Source organism: Oscillatoria nigro-viridis PCC 7112, assembly GCF_000317475.1.
Lineage (GTDB): Bacteria > Cyanobacteriota > Cyanobacteriia > Cyanobacteriales > Microcoleaceae > Microcoleus > Microcoleus nigroviridis.
This window is the reverse complement of the sequence record NC_019729.1, coordinates 1,156,027-1,174,247: the sequence shown is the minus strand read 5'-3', so window position 1 is coordinate 1,174,247 and position 18,221 is coordinate 1,156,027. Positions and strand designations below refer to the sequence as shown.

The 18,221-nt window shown below is 46.9% G+C and carries 17 protein-coding genes; 6 read left to right on the top strand and 11 right to left on the bottom strand.

All coding sequences use genetic code 11. From position 1 onward, the window contains the following. Nucleotides 1-252 precede the first annotated feature (252 nt). The 10 genes from OSC7112_RS05100 to OSC7112_RS05050 all read right to left on the bottom strand — a co-directional run bounded on the left by OSC7112_RS05100 (nt 253) and on the right by OSC7112_RS05050 (nt 11,771). Nucleotides 253-1,980, bottom strand: coding sequence for a sensor histidine kinase (locus OSC7112_RS05100; protein WP_015174899.1), 1,728 nt, complete (start codon nt 1,978-1,980; stop codon nt 253-255). Further along, the gene (locus tag OSC7112_RS05095; RefSeq protein ID WP_223300762.1) at nt 1,968-2,969 is read right to left on the bottom strand and encodes an ABC transporter substrate-binding protein; all 1,002 of its coding nucleotides are present in this window, start codon (nt 2,967-2,969) and stop codon (nt 1,968-1,970) included. The genes OSC7112_RS05100 and OSC7112_RS05095 overlap by 13 nt, the downstream gene beginning before the upstream one ends. Before the next feature lie 660 nt (nt 2,970-3,629). Then, nucleotides 3,630-3,953, bottom strand: coding sequence for a clan AA aspartic protease (locus tag OSC7112_RS05090; RefSeq protein WP_223300761.1), 324 nt, complete (start codon nt 3,951-3,953; stop codon nt 3,630-3,632). 39 nt (nt 3,954-3,992) lie between these two features. Further along, nucleotides 3,993-4,265 carry a hypothetical protein gene (locus OSC7112_RS05085; protein WP_015174896.1) on the bottom strand — a complete coding sequence of 91 codons (273 nt, stop codon included), beginning with the start codon at nt 4,263-4,265 and terminating at the stop codon, nt 3,993-3,995. A gap of 56 nt (nt 4,266-4,321) precedes the next feature. Beyond that, complete coding sequence (locus tag OSC7112_RS05080; RefSeq protein WP_190274457.1) at nt 4,322-4,495, bottom strand: hypothetical protein; 174 nt, start codon at nt 4,493-4,495, stop codon at nt 4,322-4,324. 24 nt (nt 4,496-4,519) lie between these two features. Further along, the gene (locus tag OSC7112_RS05075) at nt 4,520-5,890 is read right to left on the bottom strand and encodes a tetratricopeptide repeat protein (protein WP_015174894.1); all 1,371 of its coding nucleotides are present in this window, start codon (nt 5,888-5,890) and stop codon (nt 4,520-4,522) included. A 206-nt stretch (nt 5,891-6,096) separates the two neighbouring features. Further along, nucleotides 6,097-7,683, bottom strand: a complete 1,587-nt coding sequence (ndhD1, locus tag OSC7112_RS05070; protein WP_015174893.1) for a photosynthetic/respiratory NAD(P)H-quinone oxidoreductase subunit D1 — start codon at nt 7,681-7,683, stop codon at nt 6,097-6,099. Between the two features lie 513 nt (nt 7,684-8,196). Next, complete coding sequence (locus OSC7112_RS05065) at nt 8,197-10,242, bottom strand: NAD(P)H-quinone oxidoreductase subunit 5 (protein WP_041622931.1); 2,046 nt, start codon at nt 10,240-10,242, stop codon at nt 8,197-8,199. 392 nt (nt 10,243-10,634) lie between these two features. Then, nucleotides 10,635-11,012: a thioredoxin family protein gene (locus OSC7112_RS05055; RefSeq protein ID WP_015174891.1), complete on the bottom strand. Its 378-nt coding sequence runs from the start codon at nt 11,010-11,012 to the stop codon at nt 10,635-10,637. A 45-nt stretch (nt 11,013-11,057) separates the two neighbouring features. Further along, nucleotides 11,058-11,771, bottom strand: coding sequence for an NnrU family protein (locus tag OSC7112_RS05050; protein ID WP_015174890.1), 714 nt, complete (start codon nt 11,769-11,771; stop codon nt 11,058-11,060). A gap of 237 nt (nt 11,772-12,008) precedes the next feature. On the opposite strand from OSC7112_RS05050, the gene OSC7112_RS05045 reads away from it, so the two are divergent. Then, the gene (locus OSC7112_RS05045; protein ID WP_015174889.1) at nt 12,009-13,013 is read left to right on the top strand and encodes a LysR family transcriptional regulator; all 1,005 of its coding nucleotides are present in this window, start codon (nt 12,009-12,011) and stop codon (nt 13,011-13,013) included. On the opposite strand, the gene OSC7112_RS39365 is transcribed toward OSC7112_RS05045, so the two are convergent. Then, nucleotides 13,010-13,150 carry a hypothetical protein gene (locus OSC7112_RS39365; RefSeq protein ID WP_190274330.1) on the bottom strand — a complete coding sequence of 47 codons (141 nt, stop codon included), beginning with the start codon at nt 13,148-13,150 and terminating at the stop codon, nt 13,010-13,012. The two genes, OSC7112_RS05045 and OSC7112_RS39365, sit on opposite strands and share 4 nt — an antisense overlap. A 2-nt stretch (nt 13,151-13,152) precedes the next feature. Here OSC7112_RS39365 and OSC7112_RS05040 point away from each other — a divergent pair, with 2 nt between their 5' ends. The 5 genes from OSC7112_RS05040 (at nt 13,153) to OSC7112_RS05025 (ending at nt 18,116) form a co-directional block, all read left to right on the top strand. Continuing rightward, nucleotides 13,153-14,598, top strand: a complete 1,446-nt coding sequence (locus tag OSC7112_RS05040; protein ID WP_015174888.1) for a protein kinase domain-containing protein — start codon at nt 13,153-13,155, stop codon at nt 14,596-14,598. A gap of 161 nt (nt 14,599-14,759) precedes the next feature. Then, nucleotides 14,760-16,433: an asparagine synthetase B family protein gene (locus OSC7112_RS05035; RefSeq protein ID WP_041622375.1), complete on the top strand. Its 1,674-nt coding sequence runs from the start codon at nt 14,760-14,762 to the stop codon at nt 16,431-16,433. Between the two features lie 207 nt (nt 16,434-16,640). Beyond that, complete coding sequence (locus OSC7112_RS39360; protein WP_015174886.1) at nt 16,641-16,787, top strand: hypothetical protein; 147 nt, start codon at nt 16,641-16,643, stop codon at nt 16,785-16,787. Nucleotides 16,788-17,106: 319 nt separating this feature from the next. Beyond that, nucleotides 17,107-17,292: a LysM peptidoglycan-binding domain-containing protein gene (locus OSC7112_RS05030; RefSeq protein ID WP_015174885.1), complete on the top strand. Its 186-nt coding sequence runs from the start codon at nt 17,107-17,109 to the stop codon at nt 17,290-17,292. A gap of 164 nt (nt 17,293-17,456) precedes the next feature. Further along, nucleotides 17,457-18,116, top strand: coding sequence for a CAP domain-containing protein (locus tag OSC7112_RS05025; protein ID WP_015174884.1), 660 nt, complete (start codon nt 17,457-17,459; stop codon nt 18,114-18,116). Nucleotides 18,117-18,221: the final 105 nt, after the last annotated feature.

The window sequence follows — 18,221 nt, the reverse complement described above, 5'->3', positions numbered from 1 at the left end:
TAGGATGCGAAATCCAAGTTACTCTTAACTGAAACCTGAAGGTTCTGTAGATCTATATTAACTCTTTTTTCTCCAAATAGTCATGGGTAAAGCGATCGAGGATGTTTTTAAGGTTGAAAGGAGAAATGGAGGAAGGCTTCAAGGTTGTTTGGAAAGTTGGATATCAGTCCCAAAACGCTGATTTTGACGTTTACCAGGCTATGATCTATCTCCCGTAGATAAAATCGTCGTCGATCTCGATATTGTCAACCCCTAATGCTGAACGGGAATACAAATCTCAAACTCCGTCCCTTTTTCTGGCGTTGAAAAACACCTAAGCGTCCCACCATGTTTTTCAGTAACAATCTGATAACTAATCGCCATTCCCATTCCGGTTCCCTTCCCTACAGGCTTTGTTGTAAAAAATGGATTGAATATCTGTGTTTGAATTGATTCTGGAATTCCATTGCCATTATCGGCGATCGCAATTTTAACCCATTGCGAATCTACCACCGAGGTACTAATTGTAATACAACATGGTTGCTTCTCGATCGAGCAAGCTACCTGTTGAGTATTTATTTCTTCCAGTGCATCAATAGCGTTTGCCAAAATATTCATAAATACTTGGTTAAGTTGTCCGGCATAACACTCAACTAGCGGTAAATCACCATAGTCTCGAATGACTTTAATTTCTGGATGTTCGGGCCGCGCTTTGAGACGATGTTGCAAAATTAACAGGGTGCTATCAATTCCTTGATGGATATCAACTTCTTTAAATTCTGACTCATCCATCCGGGAAAAATTGCGGAGTGACAGCACAATCTGGCGAATGCGATCGGTACCAATTCTCATTGAACTCAAAATTTTAGGTAAATCATCTTGCAAAAAATCCAGGTCAATCTTTTCTGCTTCTTTCTCAATTTCGCCAATTGGGTTGGGATAATGCTTTTGATATAGGTGTACCAAATTTAATAGACAGTCAGCATAATATTGTACGTGAATTAGATTGCCATGTATGAAGCCGACCGGATTGTTAATTTCATGGGCGACTCCTGCAACTAATTGCCCCAAAGATGAGATTTTTTCTGTCTGAATAAGGTGGGATTGCGTTCGTTTTAAATTATCAATAGCCTGTTCAAGCTGCTGAGATTTGTCTCGTTCTCTGGCTTCGCTATCGCGTAATGTGGCTTCTATTTGTTTCCGTTGAGTTATTTCTGCGGTGAGTTGGTCGTGGATTTCCAATTGTCGGAATACTTCCTCAAATGTGCTTGCCAAAAACTGAATTTCGTTAGCTGGAATCGTCTTTGGCATAAGAAAAATGCCAGTTTTTTTACTTTGAGAAACTGCTGCGTTTAAGTCGCGCAAGGGTTGCAATACATTCTTCTGAAGGAGTATCCCCATGATTAACAAAATTGTGATGATGCCAACTAGCAATGACAAAGTTGAGGTAATGAAAGTTCTGTCGGCTGCTTGCTTCATTTGGTTGAGATCGAGTAGCGCGATCGCCACTCCCCGCCGTTGAGATGCGCCAAACAAGGTACTGCTAAAAGGCAGAATTTGTACGATCGCAGGCTGGTTGTCCACGACGATATCTTGGCTGACTTCAATGCCTGCGGTTGCCGCCCGATCGATCGCGATCGCGAGTTGTGGATAGATCGAAGTGTATGGCCCATTAGTCGTATTCTGAGGACTGCGGGCGATCGGCATTCCAGATGGATTAACAATCGCAATTTCCAGCACGCCGGGCATCGTGGCAAAATTTTGTACAACCCGTCGCAGAATGCTTTTATTCTCCAACTCTAGTAAGCCTTCTGTAGAAAACTCCAGAGATTGTGTAATTGATTGAGCCCGGTTATGAACTTGCGTTTCTAAGTGAGACTGCATCAGCCGATAGTTAAGTCCCAGAGTTGCCAGTCCAACTGTGGTAATCGACAACCCAACGCTAACCAGCAAGCGCTGCGACAAGCTATGGGGATGCAGGAATTTCGTCATAATTTCCATTCATTGATTGCTGTAGTTACGATCTCAGTGTTAATCTCCACATCCTGACGCGGCATCCGTCCGGCACGAAGGTCAGATTTTAATAGTTCAGCCATTTGAGCGATCGCCTCTGGCAACCTACCAGACAGAAACATCTTCTGCTGCATGGCAATGTCACCCTTTTTCAGACCAGCGTAATCTTTAGCAAAAGCCTCACCCTTCTGTCCCAGGTTTTGAGCAACTTTTTGAAACACTTGATTAGGTTTTATTTCCACCGCACTCATAATATCAAACCAAGCCATAATAAATTGCTTCACTTCAGCTTTTTTCTGGCGAATAATCGTTGACCGAGAAACCAACGTATCAATAACTAAACTATCAACTTCCTGAGTGGTAAAAATAATATTCCCCTTGATTGCTTGGGCAGTTTCGCCTAGAAGCGGTTGCCAGATCACGGCGGCATCTAAACGTCCCTGCTGCATCAAATCAACCGCTGTTTCGTTAGAGATATCTTCAATCTTGACCTCTTCGGGTTTAATCTGGTGCAACTTGAGGGCTTCCAATAAAATCAGATGATTCACCGTTCCCAGTTTCGCCCCGACTCTTTTACCGCGAAGGTTTGCCACTGACTCGATCGCAGGTTGAGCAACAATACCATCAGCCCCATGAGAAATATTTGTTACCATCAGCACGGCAGGCTTGTCACTCCCCGAATCAGACTGTACCACATCCCACAAAGAAGCGAAATTAGCATCGAGATTACCGCGCAGCATGGCGCGAGTTGAATCTTGTTGATTCTCAAACCGAATGAGTTGCACGTCCAATCCGCGCTGTTTGAATAAGCCTGCTTCCTGAGCATAAAGTACAATATCAAATCCTGCCCAACTGACGATTCCGACGCGCAGGGGAGCTAGTTGCTGTTGTGCAAGGCTGCAAGCATTCACAATCAGGCTAACGGCCAGTGTCAAAACGCAGAGGACACTGAGCGATCGCCATTTCGTTAAAGTCAACCAACACCTACGCAATAATTGTCTAGTCCCAGTCTGAGCTTTGCCAGTCATCTATGCAGCCTCAACGCTGTTGTTCGTCGATGATAGCAAGAACTTTTCTGGATGTCATTCCCTGAAAAAATGCCCAAAACAAATGTAAAATAGAACTATTATCCTCGCTTATAATTCATTAGCAAATCCAACCATAATCAAGAAATCGTTGCTGATTCCCGCACATAAGAATTCACCGATTCATCTGCTGGGAAATGTGGTGAGAACTTCTACACAACGCCGATATTGCGATGCGAATCGCTTGCTGGAGTTGAGGGGTTCGTTGCTCTCGCGGTTCCGGGGCCGCTGCAATCCACGGTTCATCCACATGGGAAAATTCCGTCCAAGATCGCGGTAACGATATCAGCCGGATGAGAATGCTTCCGGGCCTCAACGAATTTCCCCAAACCCCTTTTTTCAACTAAATTTGGGGGTTGTATTGTTATGTTTTTTGCCTGTAACAGCCCGATCGCATCAAAAGTTGCGATCGCGCGATCGCCCTTAACAAATATCGCACTCTTGGCAGAACAATAACGCTAGAAACCTGTATAGCAGCGATCGCACCGAATTGAAGAGCGATCGACCTACTGGTATTTTTAATGTATTGGGTATTGCGATCGAGCGTTGAAACTACAACTCATCAATCGTCACTAACCCCCCTTCAGTGAACTGAATCACAAGTTCTTGCTCGTCCAGCAAAGCAGTTCCAATCAGAGGCCTTCGCCCTGTAGCAAATACACGAACTTCTCGTTCTTCCCCGTCCCAAAGGATGATTGCTTCGTGAACTGCTACTAGGACTTCACTGTTATCTGCTAAGTTTACAGGCATATCGTACAGGAACGGCAACCCCAGTAAGGTAACTGCCTCCGGTGGCAAACATAGGTAGTCAGTGAAGCCCGTATCTATGACAAACTCGATCGGGAAAGTAGAGCCGCTTGGGAGGAGAAACGTCAACAAGGGCGATCGCGTGCCGATCGGTCACAATACCAGAAATCACTTGTTGACACGCTCCATTACACCACCCAACGAAGCAGCCACATTGTAACCAATACAAATGCCAAAAAGTCGAGCATACGGATGCTTTGCCATCAGACTACGTGCGGCTTTTAGCCCAGTTTTATCAACTTCGTAGTCACCTGTTTCAATATCAATGATGACCATCTTGCCAATATTCTCTTCTATTTCAATTTTTTGGCGGATGGTGCTCTCATACAAATGTTTCGCACGACGCGCGACTTCTTCACGACTCAAAAGGATTGTTTGCATACATTCCCTCTTTTTTGTAACTTTTTATCCTATTATGGATATGATAGCTCACTACTTCACAATGTTTCTGGATCGAGTTCTTGGGTTATACTTGCGCGATACTCAGCCATTGCAATCGCTGCAAGTTGGGCAAGAGTATCGGGAGAACGAGAAAATGGTTGATCGCATCTTAGAGCCTCTTGAAGTTCTTCCAAAATCATTGAAGCGATCGACCTTTTCAAATATCGCACTTTCCGTAGAACAATAACGCTCAACTACCTCCAAAACTGCCACCATTGCTTAGATTTTAGATGTTGATGCTTCTGTCCTTGGCTGAATTTATTGATTAACTCTTGCAATTTTAACTCGGATTCGCGATCGTCGCCAATTTCTCGATAAATATCTAAAGCTTGCTGAATATTTTCAAGAACACGATTGTATTCATTCATCGAAACGTAGTACATCCCAAGGTTATATAAACAATTCGCTTCACCTCTCCGTTCTCCTAACGAGCGATAAATCGGTAGTGCTTTTTGATAGCACTCATAGGCTTGAGCAGACTGGTTGAGGCGTGAGTAACTTACACCGAGAGACAGAAACATTCCTGCCTCTGATTGTAAATTTCCTTCCGTCTGGGCAAAACTGAGTAACTGTTGGTAAATCTCGATCGCCTTTGGGTACTGTGCTGCTGCAAAGTATGCTTCTGCTAGGCGATACGAGCAATCCAATTGAGCCTGATAATTCCCATTCTCCTGGGCAATCGCTATTGCCTGTTGAAAAACTGCGATCGCCTGTGAGTGTTGTCCCAGTTGAGTATAAGCCGTACCCAAATCTGCCAGTATGGTGGTTTCTGGAGCTTGCTCACCTGACTCACGCCAGACTGCAAGAGCTTGCTGAAAAAAATTAACACTCAACTGAATTTGATTGTATTTGTAGTGTAATTCCCCCAGCGCATAAAGCGTTTTGGCTTCCTCCCGCAAATTACCGATTTGCCTAGCCAACATCAAAGCCTGCTCATAAGACGCATTGGCTTGAGGATAATCTCCTTGGTTACTGTAAATAGCTGCTAAATTTCTGAGTGGCATGAGTTGCCCATCTGCGCTGCCAAGTTTTTTAGCCACTTCAATTGCCCGTTGATAATTCTGGGCTGCCTCTTCCAGTTTACCGGATATCCAATAGGTCACACCCAGACGGTTAAGAACATTGCATTCTAGATCTGCATCAAACACGTGATACACATCAGCAGCCTGAGTCAGGTACTCAATTGCTTGCTGATATTGCTGTAAGTCTGAATGGAGTGAACCTAGGGTTTCCAGTGATTTTGCTTCATCTTCCCGATGATGAATTTCTTGGTAGATGGCGATCGCCTCTTGTATGTAAGCGATCGCATCTTGATGCTGTCCTAATCTCTGATATGAAAAGTGAAGATTATACAGAGCATCTGCTTCACCTTTGCGACTTTCCTGGGGAAATTTCTTGCGAACATCAACCTCCCGATAAAGCATTAATGCTCGTTGTAAAGAATTGAGGCTATGTTGCGTTGAGCTTGTGGACTGAAATGAACTAAAAAATGGGCTAGAACTGAAAAACCCCTCTGAGAGCAACTTATCTGCCTCGGTTTTTTTCGCCGCTATTTTATCAGACATGACACTTCCTCTCGCTGATAGAAGTATGGATTTGTAGTAATATCTTTATTCTACTTCCTTGACCGCATACCCACTTTTTTTTTCAAACCCAACTCCAAATTGCTTGAGAGCCAAAGTTTCCCTGATTTGTCTCTCAATATAAATAGAAAACCCCCAAACCCATTTTAAAATGGGTTTGGGGGTTTCCTTCCTAAATCCAGTTTAAATCACAATTTGCTAGGCTCGATCGCCGGAGCACGCAGAGACACAGTTTTATCCGCAGCAGCCTTAGCCACAAGCGACGGCACAGAATCCCTCAGCTTAGCCGTCAACTGTACAGTAGTCGCATCGTAAACCTGAGTCAGAATTTTCGGATACAAACCAATGCCAATAATCGGCACTAACAGCGAAGCAATGATAAACACTTCTCGCGGTTCCGCATCCACCAACTCTTCGTGTTCCGCCAATTCCTTATTCTCAGGCCCGTAGAAGATTTCCCGCAGCATCGACAGCAGGTAAATCGGAGTCAAAATCACCCCGACAGCAGCTAGAAATACCACACAAACTTTAAACACGGGATTGTAAGCATCGCTGGTTGCAAAACCCACAAACACCATCAATTCTGCTACAAAACCGCTCATTCCGGGCAAAGCCAAAGAAGCCATAGAACAAGCAGTCCACATCGCGAAAACCTTACGCATTTTCTTGCCGACACCGCCCATTTCATCGAGCATGAGCGTGTGAGTGCGATCGTAAGTGCATCCTACCATGAAGAACAAACTCGCCCCGATTAAACCGTGGGAAACCATTTGCAGCATTGCACCGCTAATTCCCAAATCGGTAAACGAAGCTATCCCAATCAGCACAAACCCCATGTGCGAAATTGAAGAATAAGCAATTTTCCGCTTCAAATTGCGCTGAGCAAAAGAAGTTAAGGCAGCGTAAACAATGTTTACCACACCCAAAATTACCAAGATGGGTGCGAAGACAGCGTGAGCATCGGGGAGCATTCCCGCATTCATTCTGAGCAAAGCGTAGCCGCCCATTTTCAGGAGAATTCCTGCTAGCAACATGTGGGCGGGTGCGGTTGCTTCGCCGTGAGCGTCAGGGAGCCAAGTGTGCAGCGGAAAAATTGGCAGCTTGACGCCGTAAGCTATTAAGAAACCTGTGTACAGTAGCAATTGTATATTGGTGCTGTAATCTTTAGCTGCGATCGCCCGCATATCGAAAGTAACCGTATCGCCGTAAAACGCCATCGCCAGCGCGCCAACCAAAATAAACAGCGAACCCCCTGCCGTGTACAGGATAAACTTAGTTGCTGCGTAAAGGCGCTTTTTGCCGCCCCAAATCGACAAAATTAGGTAAACCGGCACTAATTCCAGTTCCCAAACCAGGAAAAACAGCAGCATATCCTGCACGGCAAAAACTGCTATTTGGCCGCCGTACATAGCCAGCATCAAAAAGTAAAAAAGCTTCGGTTTAAATGTGACCGGCCAAGCTGCTAAAGTAGCCAGCGTAGTAATAAAACCTGTCAGCAAAATCAGGGGCATCGATAAACCGTCAGCACCCACCGACCACTTCAAATCGAGTTGCTGCACCCAAGTATAGCTTTCTACCAGTTGCAAATCTGGATTGCTGAAGTCGTACTGAGTGTAAAAAGCGTAAACAAGTAGGGCAAAATCGATCAAACCCACAATTAGGGCATACCACCGCACCGTCTTGCCATCCTTATCGGGAATTAAAGGAATCAGCAAGGACGCAGCAATGGGAAACAGGATTGTTGTTGTTAACCAGGGAAAATTAGCTGTATCCATTGCGTTTTAAAATGATCCATCTGTTATTAGGTTTAAACACATTTTGGCAATTTTAGCCTAAATTTTATACTTTCTTTAGACGGAACATTTTTTTTTGCTATTATTTGGACAAATTATGCGATCGCAACAGTTAAGTTTAATGAAAGATTTATTTCTATTTGCTAATTGTCAAGTGTGAGTTCTTGAGCTAATACCCGTTCTTAAAACATCTTCTGGTGGGAAATGGCATTGCCCATTGGTGTCAACTTAAGCCGACGATCTGCAATTCCACGAGTCCGCCAGGGGTTGAAACCCCTGGCTAATAGCGAAAGTCCTCGCTATGAGGACTAATAGATATCTCCAAAAAAGCTAGTATTGAACAGGCAAGATGCCTGTTCCACAATAAGAGGTTTAAGGAGTTCTTCAGTCCTCATAGCGAGGACTTTAGCTTTGAGACAGGGAATTCATTCCCTGTCGGACTATCGGTTTTACCTGTTTGTTGACACACCTAGGCAGTGCCGCTTCCCTACAGATTTAACCGACTCCAGAAACGATCGCAAAACCCAGAACTGCGACAAACACAATTAGGGCATAAAATTGAGCGCGACCGCTCTCAAAGTATTTCAAACCTTCGCCGCTAACCAGGGTGATAAACCCTGTTAAGTTGACGACACCATCGACGACTCGCAAATCAACTTCCATGACTTGCCGCGCTAAACGGCGGCTGCCTTTGACAAAGAGAAAATCGTTGATCTCGTCGAGATACCACTTGTTGAGGGAGAACTCGTAAAGCGGTTTGATCTTTTGGGCGATCGCACTTGCGTCAATTTTACGGCTCAAATACATCAGAGAAGCCAAAGTAATGCCCAGCAAAGCAATACCTACAGAGCTTCCGCCCATGATGAGAAATTCCGTCAAATTGAACTCAGCAGCGTGTTCCAAAACTTCTTCAAGAGACTCGCCTGGAGCGCGAACAAACTGCTCGAAATAATTGGCAAACGGCGTACCGAGAAAACCGATAAACACAGAAGGTACTGCCAGCAACACTAACGGCAGAGCCATTGTCAGAGGAGATTCGTGAGGCAAATGGTCGTGTTCGTCGTGACTGTCGCCAGTGGATGCCAATTCCTTAACGTTCATCGCTCCCGGGCCAAAAACAACACCCGGTTGCAGGAGTTGCCGCTTGATGGCGCTGTCATTGCCCCGGAATTCGCCCTCAAAGGTGCTGAAATACATCCGGAACATATAAAACGCGGTCATCCCGGCCGTCAGCCAGCTAACAGCCCACAGAGCGGGATTTGCTGCGAAGGCGCTGGCGAGGATTTCGTCTTTTGACCAAAAACCAGCAAACGGGGGAATTCCGCAGATTGCCAAATTTCCGATTAAAAAGCAACTAGCGGTAATCGGCATATATTTCCGCAAGCCGCCCATGACTCGCATATCTTGAGCGAGTGCGGGGTTGTGGCCTACAACTGCTTCCATCCCGTGAATCACTGAACCCGAACACAGGAACAGCATTGCTTTGAAATAAGCGTGAGTCATCAAGTGGAAAAGTCCGGCACTGTAAGCGCCGACGCCCATTGCCATCACCATGTAGCCGAGTTGGGAGATGGTGGAGTAGGCTAAGCCTTTTTTGATGTCATTTTGGGTAATCGCGATCGAAGCACCCAGAAATGCCGTAAAACAGCCGGTGCAGGCGATCAAATTCATGACGGCCGGCAGCCCTTCAAACACCGGGTACATCCGAGCGATCAGGAAGACGCCGGCTGCTACCATTGTCGCGGCGTGGATCAGGGCTGAAATGGGTGTCGGGCCTTCCATTGCGTCTGGCAGCCAGACGTGGAGGGGGAATTGAGCGGATTTGGCGGCCGGCCCCAAAAATATGAGGACGCCGAAGATTGTCGCCAGAGTCGCCGAAAGGGCGCCGGATTCGACTAAGGAGTGCAGGCGTTCGCCCATCACCTCAAATTCAAAGCTGCCGGTGGCCCAGTAAATGCCGAGGATGCCCAGCAGCAGCCCGAAGTCGCCGACGCGGTTGGTGACAAAAGCTTTTTGGCAGGCGTCAGCAGCGGGTTTGCGATCGTACCAAAATCCGACTAGCAGGTACGAACACATACCTACGAGTTCCCAAAAAATGTAAATCTGAACGATATTCGGGCTGACTACGAGACCTAACATCGAGGCGCTGAAGATGCTCAGGTAGGCGTAAAAGCGCACGTACCCGTCATCGTGAGCCATGTAGCCGTCGGTGTAAATCATCACCAAAAAGGCGACCGTGGTGACGATCGCCAGCATTACCGCCGTCAGGGGGTCGATGATATAGCCCATATTCAGCGAGAAGTCGCCTGCTGAAGCCCACTGAATACTGCGGGTGTAGGGTGCGTGGCCCTGTAGTTGACTCCACAGCAATGCGAAAGAGAGTACCATTGACCCTCCGAGCGCGGACACGATTAATATCGCATTCGCTTGTCGGAGTTTGTTGGTTGCCTGGTTAAAGGTGATTAAACCTAGACCTACTAGCATTGCGCCTGCCAGCGGCAGGACTGGAATCAGCCAAGCGTATTGATAAAGCAGTTCCATGACTGATAGGTAGTTTAAAGTTTCTACTAGATATTGCCAAAACTGTAAACAATTGTGACACACGCCTGCGCGACCCGGCATAAATACTTGTTGTAATTCTCAAGCGTTGTCGATCGACAACGCTTGAGACCTACTGCCTATTTTCCCGATCGAGCCGATCGATCTAGTTCCCCTTAAATTTCTACCAAAATATAGATTGACAAATCCAGATTGTCTTGGACGGACAGGAATCAAGAAACCGGGTTTTTTAACCTATACTCTCGCGCTGCACCTATATTTTTGTAAAAAACTGTTTCTGCGTTCACGACTGCGAGATTTGGCCATCAGGTGGCCCATCGACAAATCAGGAATTGCTTCTGCTTTCTACCTAAAAGCCGAATCGCTTGCAGCCGTTACCTTTTAGCTACTTCCTGAAGTTGCAGCCGTTGAGATGGGGAAGCTACGTGAGCCGCGAGCATCCAGGAATCCAGAGTCCGCCGCAGTTCCTCGCGCCCTTGGTAGTCTTCAAATCTAAATCGAACTTTATCGCCCTCAAACAAAATCAGCGTGGGCAGACTGGTCAGCCGATAAGTGTGGGCCAACTTGAAACATTGATCGGCATTCACCGCTACGATCTTGACTTTTGAGGCCCACTGTGCCTCAAAAGTCTTAAGCGTGGGGTCGATCGCGCGGCACAAACCGCACCAAGGAGCCGAAAAGTGAACTAAAACGGGGGTAGAGGCTTGAAACACCTCTTGTGCAAAAGTGCGTTCGCTAACCGACAACACCATGAGCCCTCAAAATTTAATAATTTTTTTTCTATCCTAGGGATCATGCTACCAGTATATGTTCCTAGTTACACGCATCAAAAAAGGATGAATTTCCCAAAGCAGGCCCGTAAAAATGACTACACCTACGTAGGAAGGTCGCAAAAACTCAAGCAAATCAAGGGTTTGACGCTTTTGTAGGATTGCCAAAAATGGAATTATTGAGGTTCGAGTTTTGATGGTTTCAAAGGATTCTCCAAAACGAGCCTGAAGTCGCCTGTCGCCGTGCCACACTCCGAACAGGTGGTGAAGTACCAAACCGATGGAAGTGACGAGGGTAAAGCTAGTGCCAATCCACAGGGTGTGGGCCACGCACCAAATCAGTTGTCCCACCATTTGCGGGTGACGGGTGATACGAATGATGCCAGTTTCGTAGAGGTGAACTTGGGGCTTTTGGACGGCGGCAATTTCTAGGAGGTTGAAAGTTGCTGGGTACAGAAACAGAAAGGAAATTGCCGAAAGTATCCAAACTGCAGGTTTAACTCCGGACACTCCCTGTACTTGCCAAAGCTGCAGGCCGTCGTAGCGGTGGTTGAAAAAGTAGACTATCAGAATGACGGCTAGCGGCAAACTGACAAGGGCAAACAAAACCCGGTAAAGTCTCGGCCCGATCAGCTTTTCACCTTTTGGCCGGAGGGCTGCTAAACCGCTGTGGGCGATCGCAAAAACCAGTAACAGACCCAGAATAACTAAGTGGGAGTCGAGTCCCAAGTCGATTGTCATTGCAAATATTAAGAAAAGTTATTGATTCTCGGCCAATTTGTGTCACAAAGTATCTATGGGAGCATTCAGCGGTTATCAGTCAGTTAACTGTTCACTGTTCGCTGTTGACTGTTGACTGTTCGCTGTTCGCTGTTGACTGTTCGCTGTTGACTGTTCGCTGGAAAGCTGTTCGCTGCCTACAGTCAACCGTCAACCGTCAACTGACAACTGACAACTGACAACTGACAATTTAGATATATGTCTGACCTTCCTTTCACTTTAGACCAGTTACGCATTCTCAAGGCGATCGCCTCTGAAGGAAGCTTCAAACGCGCCGCGGACAGCCTTTATGTATCCCAGCCAGCAGTTAGCTTGCAGGTGCAAAACTTAGAGAGACAGTTGGACGTGCCGCTGTTTGACCGGGGGGGGCGGCGGGCGCAACTTACCGAAGCCGGACACCTGCTGCTGAGTTACGGCGAGAAAATTTTATCGCTTTGCCAGGAAACTTGTCGAGCTCTGGAAGACTTGCAAAATCTCCAAGGCGGTACTTTGATCGTCGGCGCTTCTCAAACAACGGGAACCTATTTGCTGCCCCGGATGATCGGGATGTTTCGCCAAAAGTACCCGGATGTAGCAGTACAGCTTCACGTTCACTCGACCCGCCGCACGGCGTGGAGTGTGGCCAACGGGCAAATCGATTTGGCAATTGTTGGCGGAGAAATTCCTACCGAACTTGTAGAAGCTTTAGAAATTGTTCCTTACGCTGAGGACGAACTGGCTCTGATTCTCCCTCCATCTCACCCGATGGTACAACAAGAAACTATCCAAAAAGAAGACCTTTACAAATTGCAGTTTATATCCCTCGATTCGCAGTCTACGATCCGCAAAGTAATCGATCAGGTACTGACTCGCTGCGGCATTGACACGCGCCGCTTGAAAATAGAGATGGAACTAAATTCGATCGAAGCCATTAAAAATGCCGTTCAGTCGGGGCTGGGGGCTGCTTTTGTCTCGGTTTCGGCGATCGAAAAAGAGTTGCTTATGGGCGTCTTGCACAAATCTCAAATGGACGAAGTTTTGGTAACTCGGATTTTGTCGCTGATTTACAACCCCAACCGCTACCGTTCTAAAGCTGCAGAGGCTTTCAGCAATGAAATTTTGCCCCAGTTTGCTACTTATTCGACCATCCTGGAGAAGAAAGAACCCCCAGCGCTCGATTTGGGATTCATAGAAATAGCAACTCCCAACTCGGCGGGAAGTTAATCTCTTAGGTCGCTGGCAGTTAGCAGTTCGCGGTTAGTTGAGAAATCGAAATCTGGTTTAACCATCACTTTTTCTTCCTTCTTCCCTTTTCCTTCTTCCCTCTTCCTTCTTCCTTCTTCCCTCTTCTTAGCAAACAAAAATGGAAGTTTACTGCACCCGACCGGGCTGCCCGCGCCCTCAAAACTATTTTCCCGACCTCGATGACAGTTCGCTGCTGAAAACCGTGCAGCAAAAGTTTTGCACGACTTGCGGGATGCCCCTGATTTTGAGCGGGCGCTATTTGCCCGTGAGGTTGTTGGGTCAAGGCGGTTTTGGGGCGGCATTTTTGGCCAGAGACCGCTATACTCCCGCGATGCGGCTGTGCGTTGCTAAACTTTTGCAGCCGTCGGTAGGTCTGACTCCGCCCCAGCTAAAAATCGCTCAAACTCTGTTTGAACGGGAAGCGGCGGTGCTGGAAGAACTGGGAAACGAACATTCCCAAATTCCGAGTTTGCTGGCTTTTTTTGAGCTGACTGTTACGAGTTTGCAGCCGGGAAAAAACGATCAGTTTTTCTATCTGGTTCAAGAATTTATAGACGGTACAAATTTGGAGGATGAACTAGCTGTTAAAGGCAGGTTTTCGGAAGCGGAAACGGTGGAGGTGCTGCGGGAAATTTTGAAGGTTCTCGATTTTGTCCACTCTCGCGGTTCGATTCACCGGGATATTAAACCTGCTAATATTATGCGGGGTAAAAACGGTCGGCTTTATTTATTAGATTTTGGGGCTGTTAAACAAGTAACGCAAAGTGTTGGGAGTGCAAAAGCTTCGACTGGAATTTATTCTTTGGGTTACGCTCCGCCAGAACAGATGAGCGGGCAAGAAGTTTATCCGGCAACGGATTTGTATGCTTTGGCTGTCACTTGTATTACTTTGCTGAGCGGTTTGCAGCCGACGGAGCTTTTTGATAGTTACAGAAACGAGTGGAATTGGCATTCGCGGGTGCAGGTAAGTTCGCGTTTGGCTCACGTTCTCGATCGAATGTTATTATCAGCTCCCAGCCAGCGTTTTCAATCTGCCAGTGAGGTGGAAGCGGCCCTGATGTCTCGGCCTCAACAACATCCTCAACCACCTACAGTCGCGGTAGCGTCGCCTCCAATACCTGTTCAACCGACTCTGCCGCCTCCTGTACGGGTTCCTGCAACACCTCCTGGAGGGCTGCAACCTCCGCAGAGAGCGACTTTTTCGATTTGGGAGGTTTTGTCGGGGGCGGCGTTTACGGGTTTTGAGGGGGGGGTGCTGGCGATCGCCCTGACGAGTTTGCTGCCGTCTCCTGGCTTGAGTATCGGATTGTTGGGGATGATTGTGGCGGGTTTGATTTACGGCCTTTACCGCAGGGCGATCGAACAAACTGAGATGTTGATTATTGGTGCAGGTACTGTGGCTTTGCTGTGGTTTTTCCCGGTTTTACAGACGGCGGCACTTGCGATTTATCCGAATTCTCCGATCGCGGGCGTGTTGTTTGTGGGATGGTTGGGTGCTTTGGGTGCGATCGCTGGCACAGCTATTTTTAGGTTGATTTATAAGTTACTTTCTAATATTTTTTAACTTGCACCACTGTCAGCAACAGGCAAGATGCCTGTTCCACAAAGAGTGAATTTATTGTGGGATGGACATCCTGCCCGCAACAGGCAAGATGCCTGTTCCACAAAGAGTGAATTTATTGTGGGATGGGCATCCTGCCCGTCCATAAAAAGCTTAATAAATCAATGGAAAATCAGAAGTTGATTAACCCGAATTGGGTCATTGCTTGGGGCCCAGAAGCCCGATCGCACCCTGCAACTTGGCAAACTTCCGGTTTTGCCATAATCGGAGCGGAACCCACCTTCAGCCGCGATCGGCGATTTGTGATCGTAGGTGACTGCTGCTTCGATCGCACTCCAATCCTCAAACAACAGATTGACACGGATGGATTGACTGATTTGGCGATCGCCGCGCGGCTATGGGAACAGTCAGGCCCTCAAACTTTGAGCTTACTGTCAGGACAATTTGCCCTTGCCGTGTGGGATAGAGACGAGCAAACCTTGTGTCTGGGGCGCGATCGCGTTGGAGCCAAAACCCTCTATTACACCCGTACAGGAACGACTCGCTTTCTGGCGCCTCGACTGCGATCGCTCAATCCGTATCACGATCGAGAACTTGATTTAGTTGCTTTGCGCGACTACTTGTGCTGTGCCTTTGTACCCGGATCGCAAACGCTGTGGGAAGCGGTGCGAGAGTTGCGGCCCGGTAGCTACCTGTATTTACCGGATGTTGAGGCGCAGAGATACTGGCAGCCACAGGAGCAAATTACTAATGCCGATCGCCCTTTGGAATGGCACAGTCAGCAGGTGCGATCGCTTTTGGAACAACTCGTGCAGTCAGCGCTACCAGCGGGAAAACCAGTCGCAGCATACCTTTCCGGTGGTATTGATTCAAGTTGCGTCACGGCGATCGCCACAAGGCTGCACGATCGTCCGGTACACACTTTTTCGATGCACTTTGGCGCTCAATATCCCAGCGAGATTGAATTTGCCAACATCGTTGCGCCACATTGCGGCACTGAGCACCACGTTTTGGAAGTTTCGCCGCAGCAAATTTGGGAGTTGCTGCCGGAAACGCTGGTGGCGATGGACGATCCGGTGGGGGAAGGCTTGACGGTTCCTAATTTGCTGCTGGGGCGATCGGCAAAGCAATTCGCAGACGTGGTACTCAATGGCGAAGGCGGCGATCCGTGCTTTGGCGGGCCGAAAAATAAGCCGATGTTACTCAACAGTTTGTACGGTTCGATTCAGGGTAAACCAGATCCGATCGCAGCTTACTTGACTTCGTTTCAAAAATGCTATGTGGATTTGCCGCGTTTGCTGAAGCCGGAGGTTTGGGAAAAGGTGAAGAATGCGCCTTCCGTCTTTGCTGAGGAATTGCAACAGACAGAAACGACGTTTTTGAATCGGCTGATGCGGCTCAACATTGAGTTTAAAGGAGCCGATTACATTTTAACCAAGGTGAATAATCTCACGGCTGCGGCGGGACTAAAAGCTCGATCGCCCCTGTTCGATTCGCGGATGGTGGCACTGAGTTTGCAAATTCCCCCAGAGTACAAGCTTTCGGGCGCGCAGGAAAAAGCGGTTCTCAAAGCTGCTGTGGCCGATTTGCTGCCCGATGCGATTGTCAACCGTCCGAAAAGCGGCATGGTGATGTCGATGCAGCAGTGGTTTTTGAGGGATTGGCAGCGGCAAGCGCGATCGTTGTTGCTGAATCGTCATGCGGCGATCGGGCCTTACCTCGATCGATCGCTAATCCGCGAGTGGCTAAACTATCGTGGGGAAGTTTTTCCCCGCTATGGGCTGAAGCTGTGGCTGCTGGTGACGCTGGAAATTTGGTTACAAGTGAATCGCCGTTAGGATGGCGAATTAAATAACTTACAATTTTAATTGTTATTGTGGGATGGGCCTAAGAGCCCGTCCAAAAAAGACGGGCTCTTAGGCCCATCCCACTTTCAAGAGTGGAAGTTTTTTATACCAATTTTAAAAAAGAATGCAACAGTATTCTTTTTTGAAATTGGTATAGAATCTAAAATCTAAAATCTAAAATCTAAAATCTAAAATCGAATGACCCCCAAATTTGTCGATCGACAATGGAATTTTCCCTATGCGGTTTTCGCTCTTGTTTATAGAACCGAATTAAACCGCAAAGGGCGCAGAGGATACAGAGAAAAGGAAGAGACAGATGAATCGTTCCGATGCCAACGGATTTGATATACAGCGTATTCTAGGTGTATTTCATAAACCTGGAATACGCTGTATATAAGCTGCTACGCATTTAAATTGAATCCAGAGAGGGATCTAACTCCCGACCAATTTTGGCCGGGTTTTTTTTGTCAATCGCCCGCCCTCGCCACAAATTCTCCTAAATTCTGCCAAAGTGTCCTGAAAGAGGTGCTGTGAGGTGGAAGACTAAATTAGTAGATGCACCCGTCGCTAATTTAGGATGATTGCATTTATGTATTTGTGTAGTTAATTCTGTCTAACTACTTATCTAACACAACTACGTCAATAATTTTTCAAGGAAAAAAATATGTCCAGTAAACAAGGTCAACCCCCCTGTCAACATAATGTAGAGTCTGGAGATACATTTTCCAATCTTGCACTTGCCTACTATGGTGATGGTAGCGATGCGAACGCGAACAAAATTGCAGGTGCAAATCCTGGCGTTTCCCCTACAAGTTTGCAAATTGGTCAGAAACTTCAAATTCCTGCTTAACAGATTTGGAAAGCTTGTCAAACTAACCACTGCTAATAGCAGTTATTAAGAGTGCAGAAGGTTAGCCAATCAAACTGACCTTCTGCAACTAACACTTGCAAAGGGATTTATATTGACCCGAAGAAGCCAGAAATAACTCTTTTTCAATTTTTGGAGCGTTAATTATGTCAGTCGAAATTTTTACAGATTCCAATTTCTCTGGAACCAAATCAGGTTCTCTTGAGCATGACTCTTCCTGGATTGGAGATTTTTGGAACGACAAAATATCCTCGATAAAAGTTTACTCCGGCACTTGGGATTTTTTTGAACATTCAAAATTCCAGGGACGAAGCCTCCGACTTGGACCAGGCGAATATCCCAGCTTCAACAATGAAGTTAATGATACTATCTCGTCATTTAAAAAAGTGGCAGTAGGTGATTCAACTGGTTCAGATAATGGTGTTCTGAAAAGAATCCTAGACCTTACAAACAATGAGCGCGGTAAAGTGGGTTTATCTCCGCTCACACTTAATTCCCAACTGACTGCTGCTGCACAGAAACACAGCCGGAGCATGGCAATGCAGGACTTTTTTGATCACCGACAAATGGTGGAGCGGGTCACAGCGGAAGGTTATCATTACTCACGAGTGGGGGAAAACATTAGCGCTGGCAACTCTACACCAGAGGATGCCATTAAAGGCTGGATGAATAGCTCAGGACATCGTGACAACATTCTGAATTCTAACTATCGAGAGCTTGGGGTCGGTTACTACTTTTTGGAAAACGATCAGGGTAGCGTCAACTACAAGCATTACTGGACTCAGGTGTTTGGCACACCCCAGTAACGCTCGATAGCCCGATCAATTACAAGTTGGGCAAACACCTCAAATTCCATAAACCTGAATCGCCGTAGGAATAGCTGATTTTAATTGCAGTTATTGAGGATACAG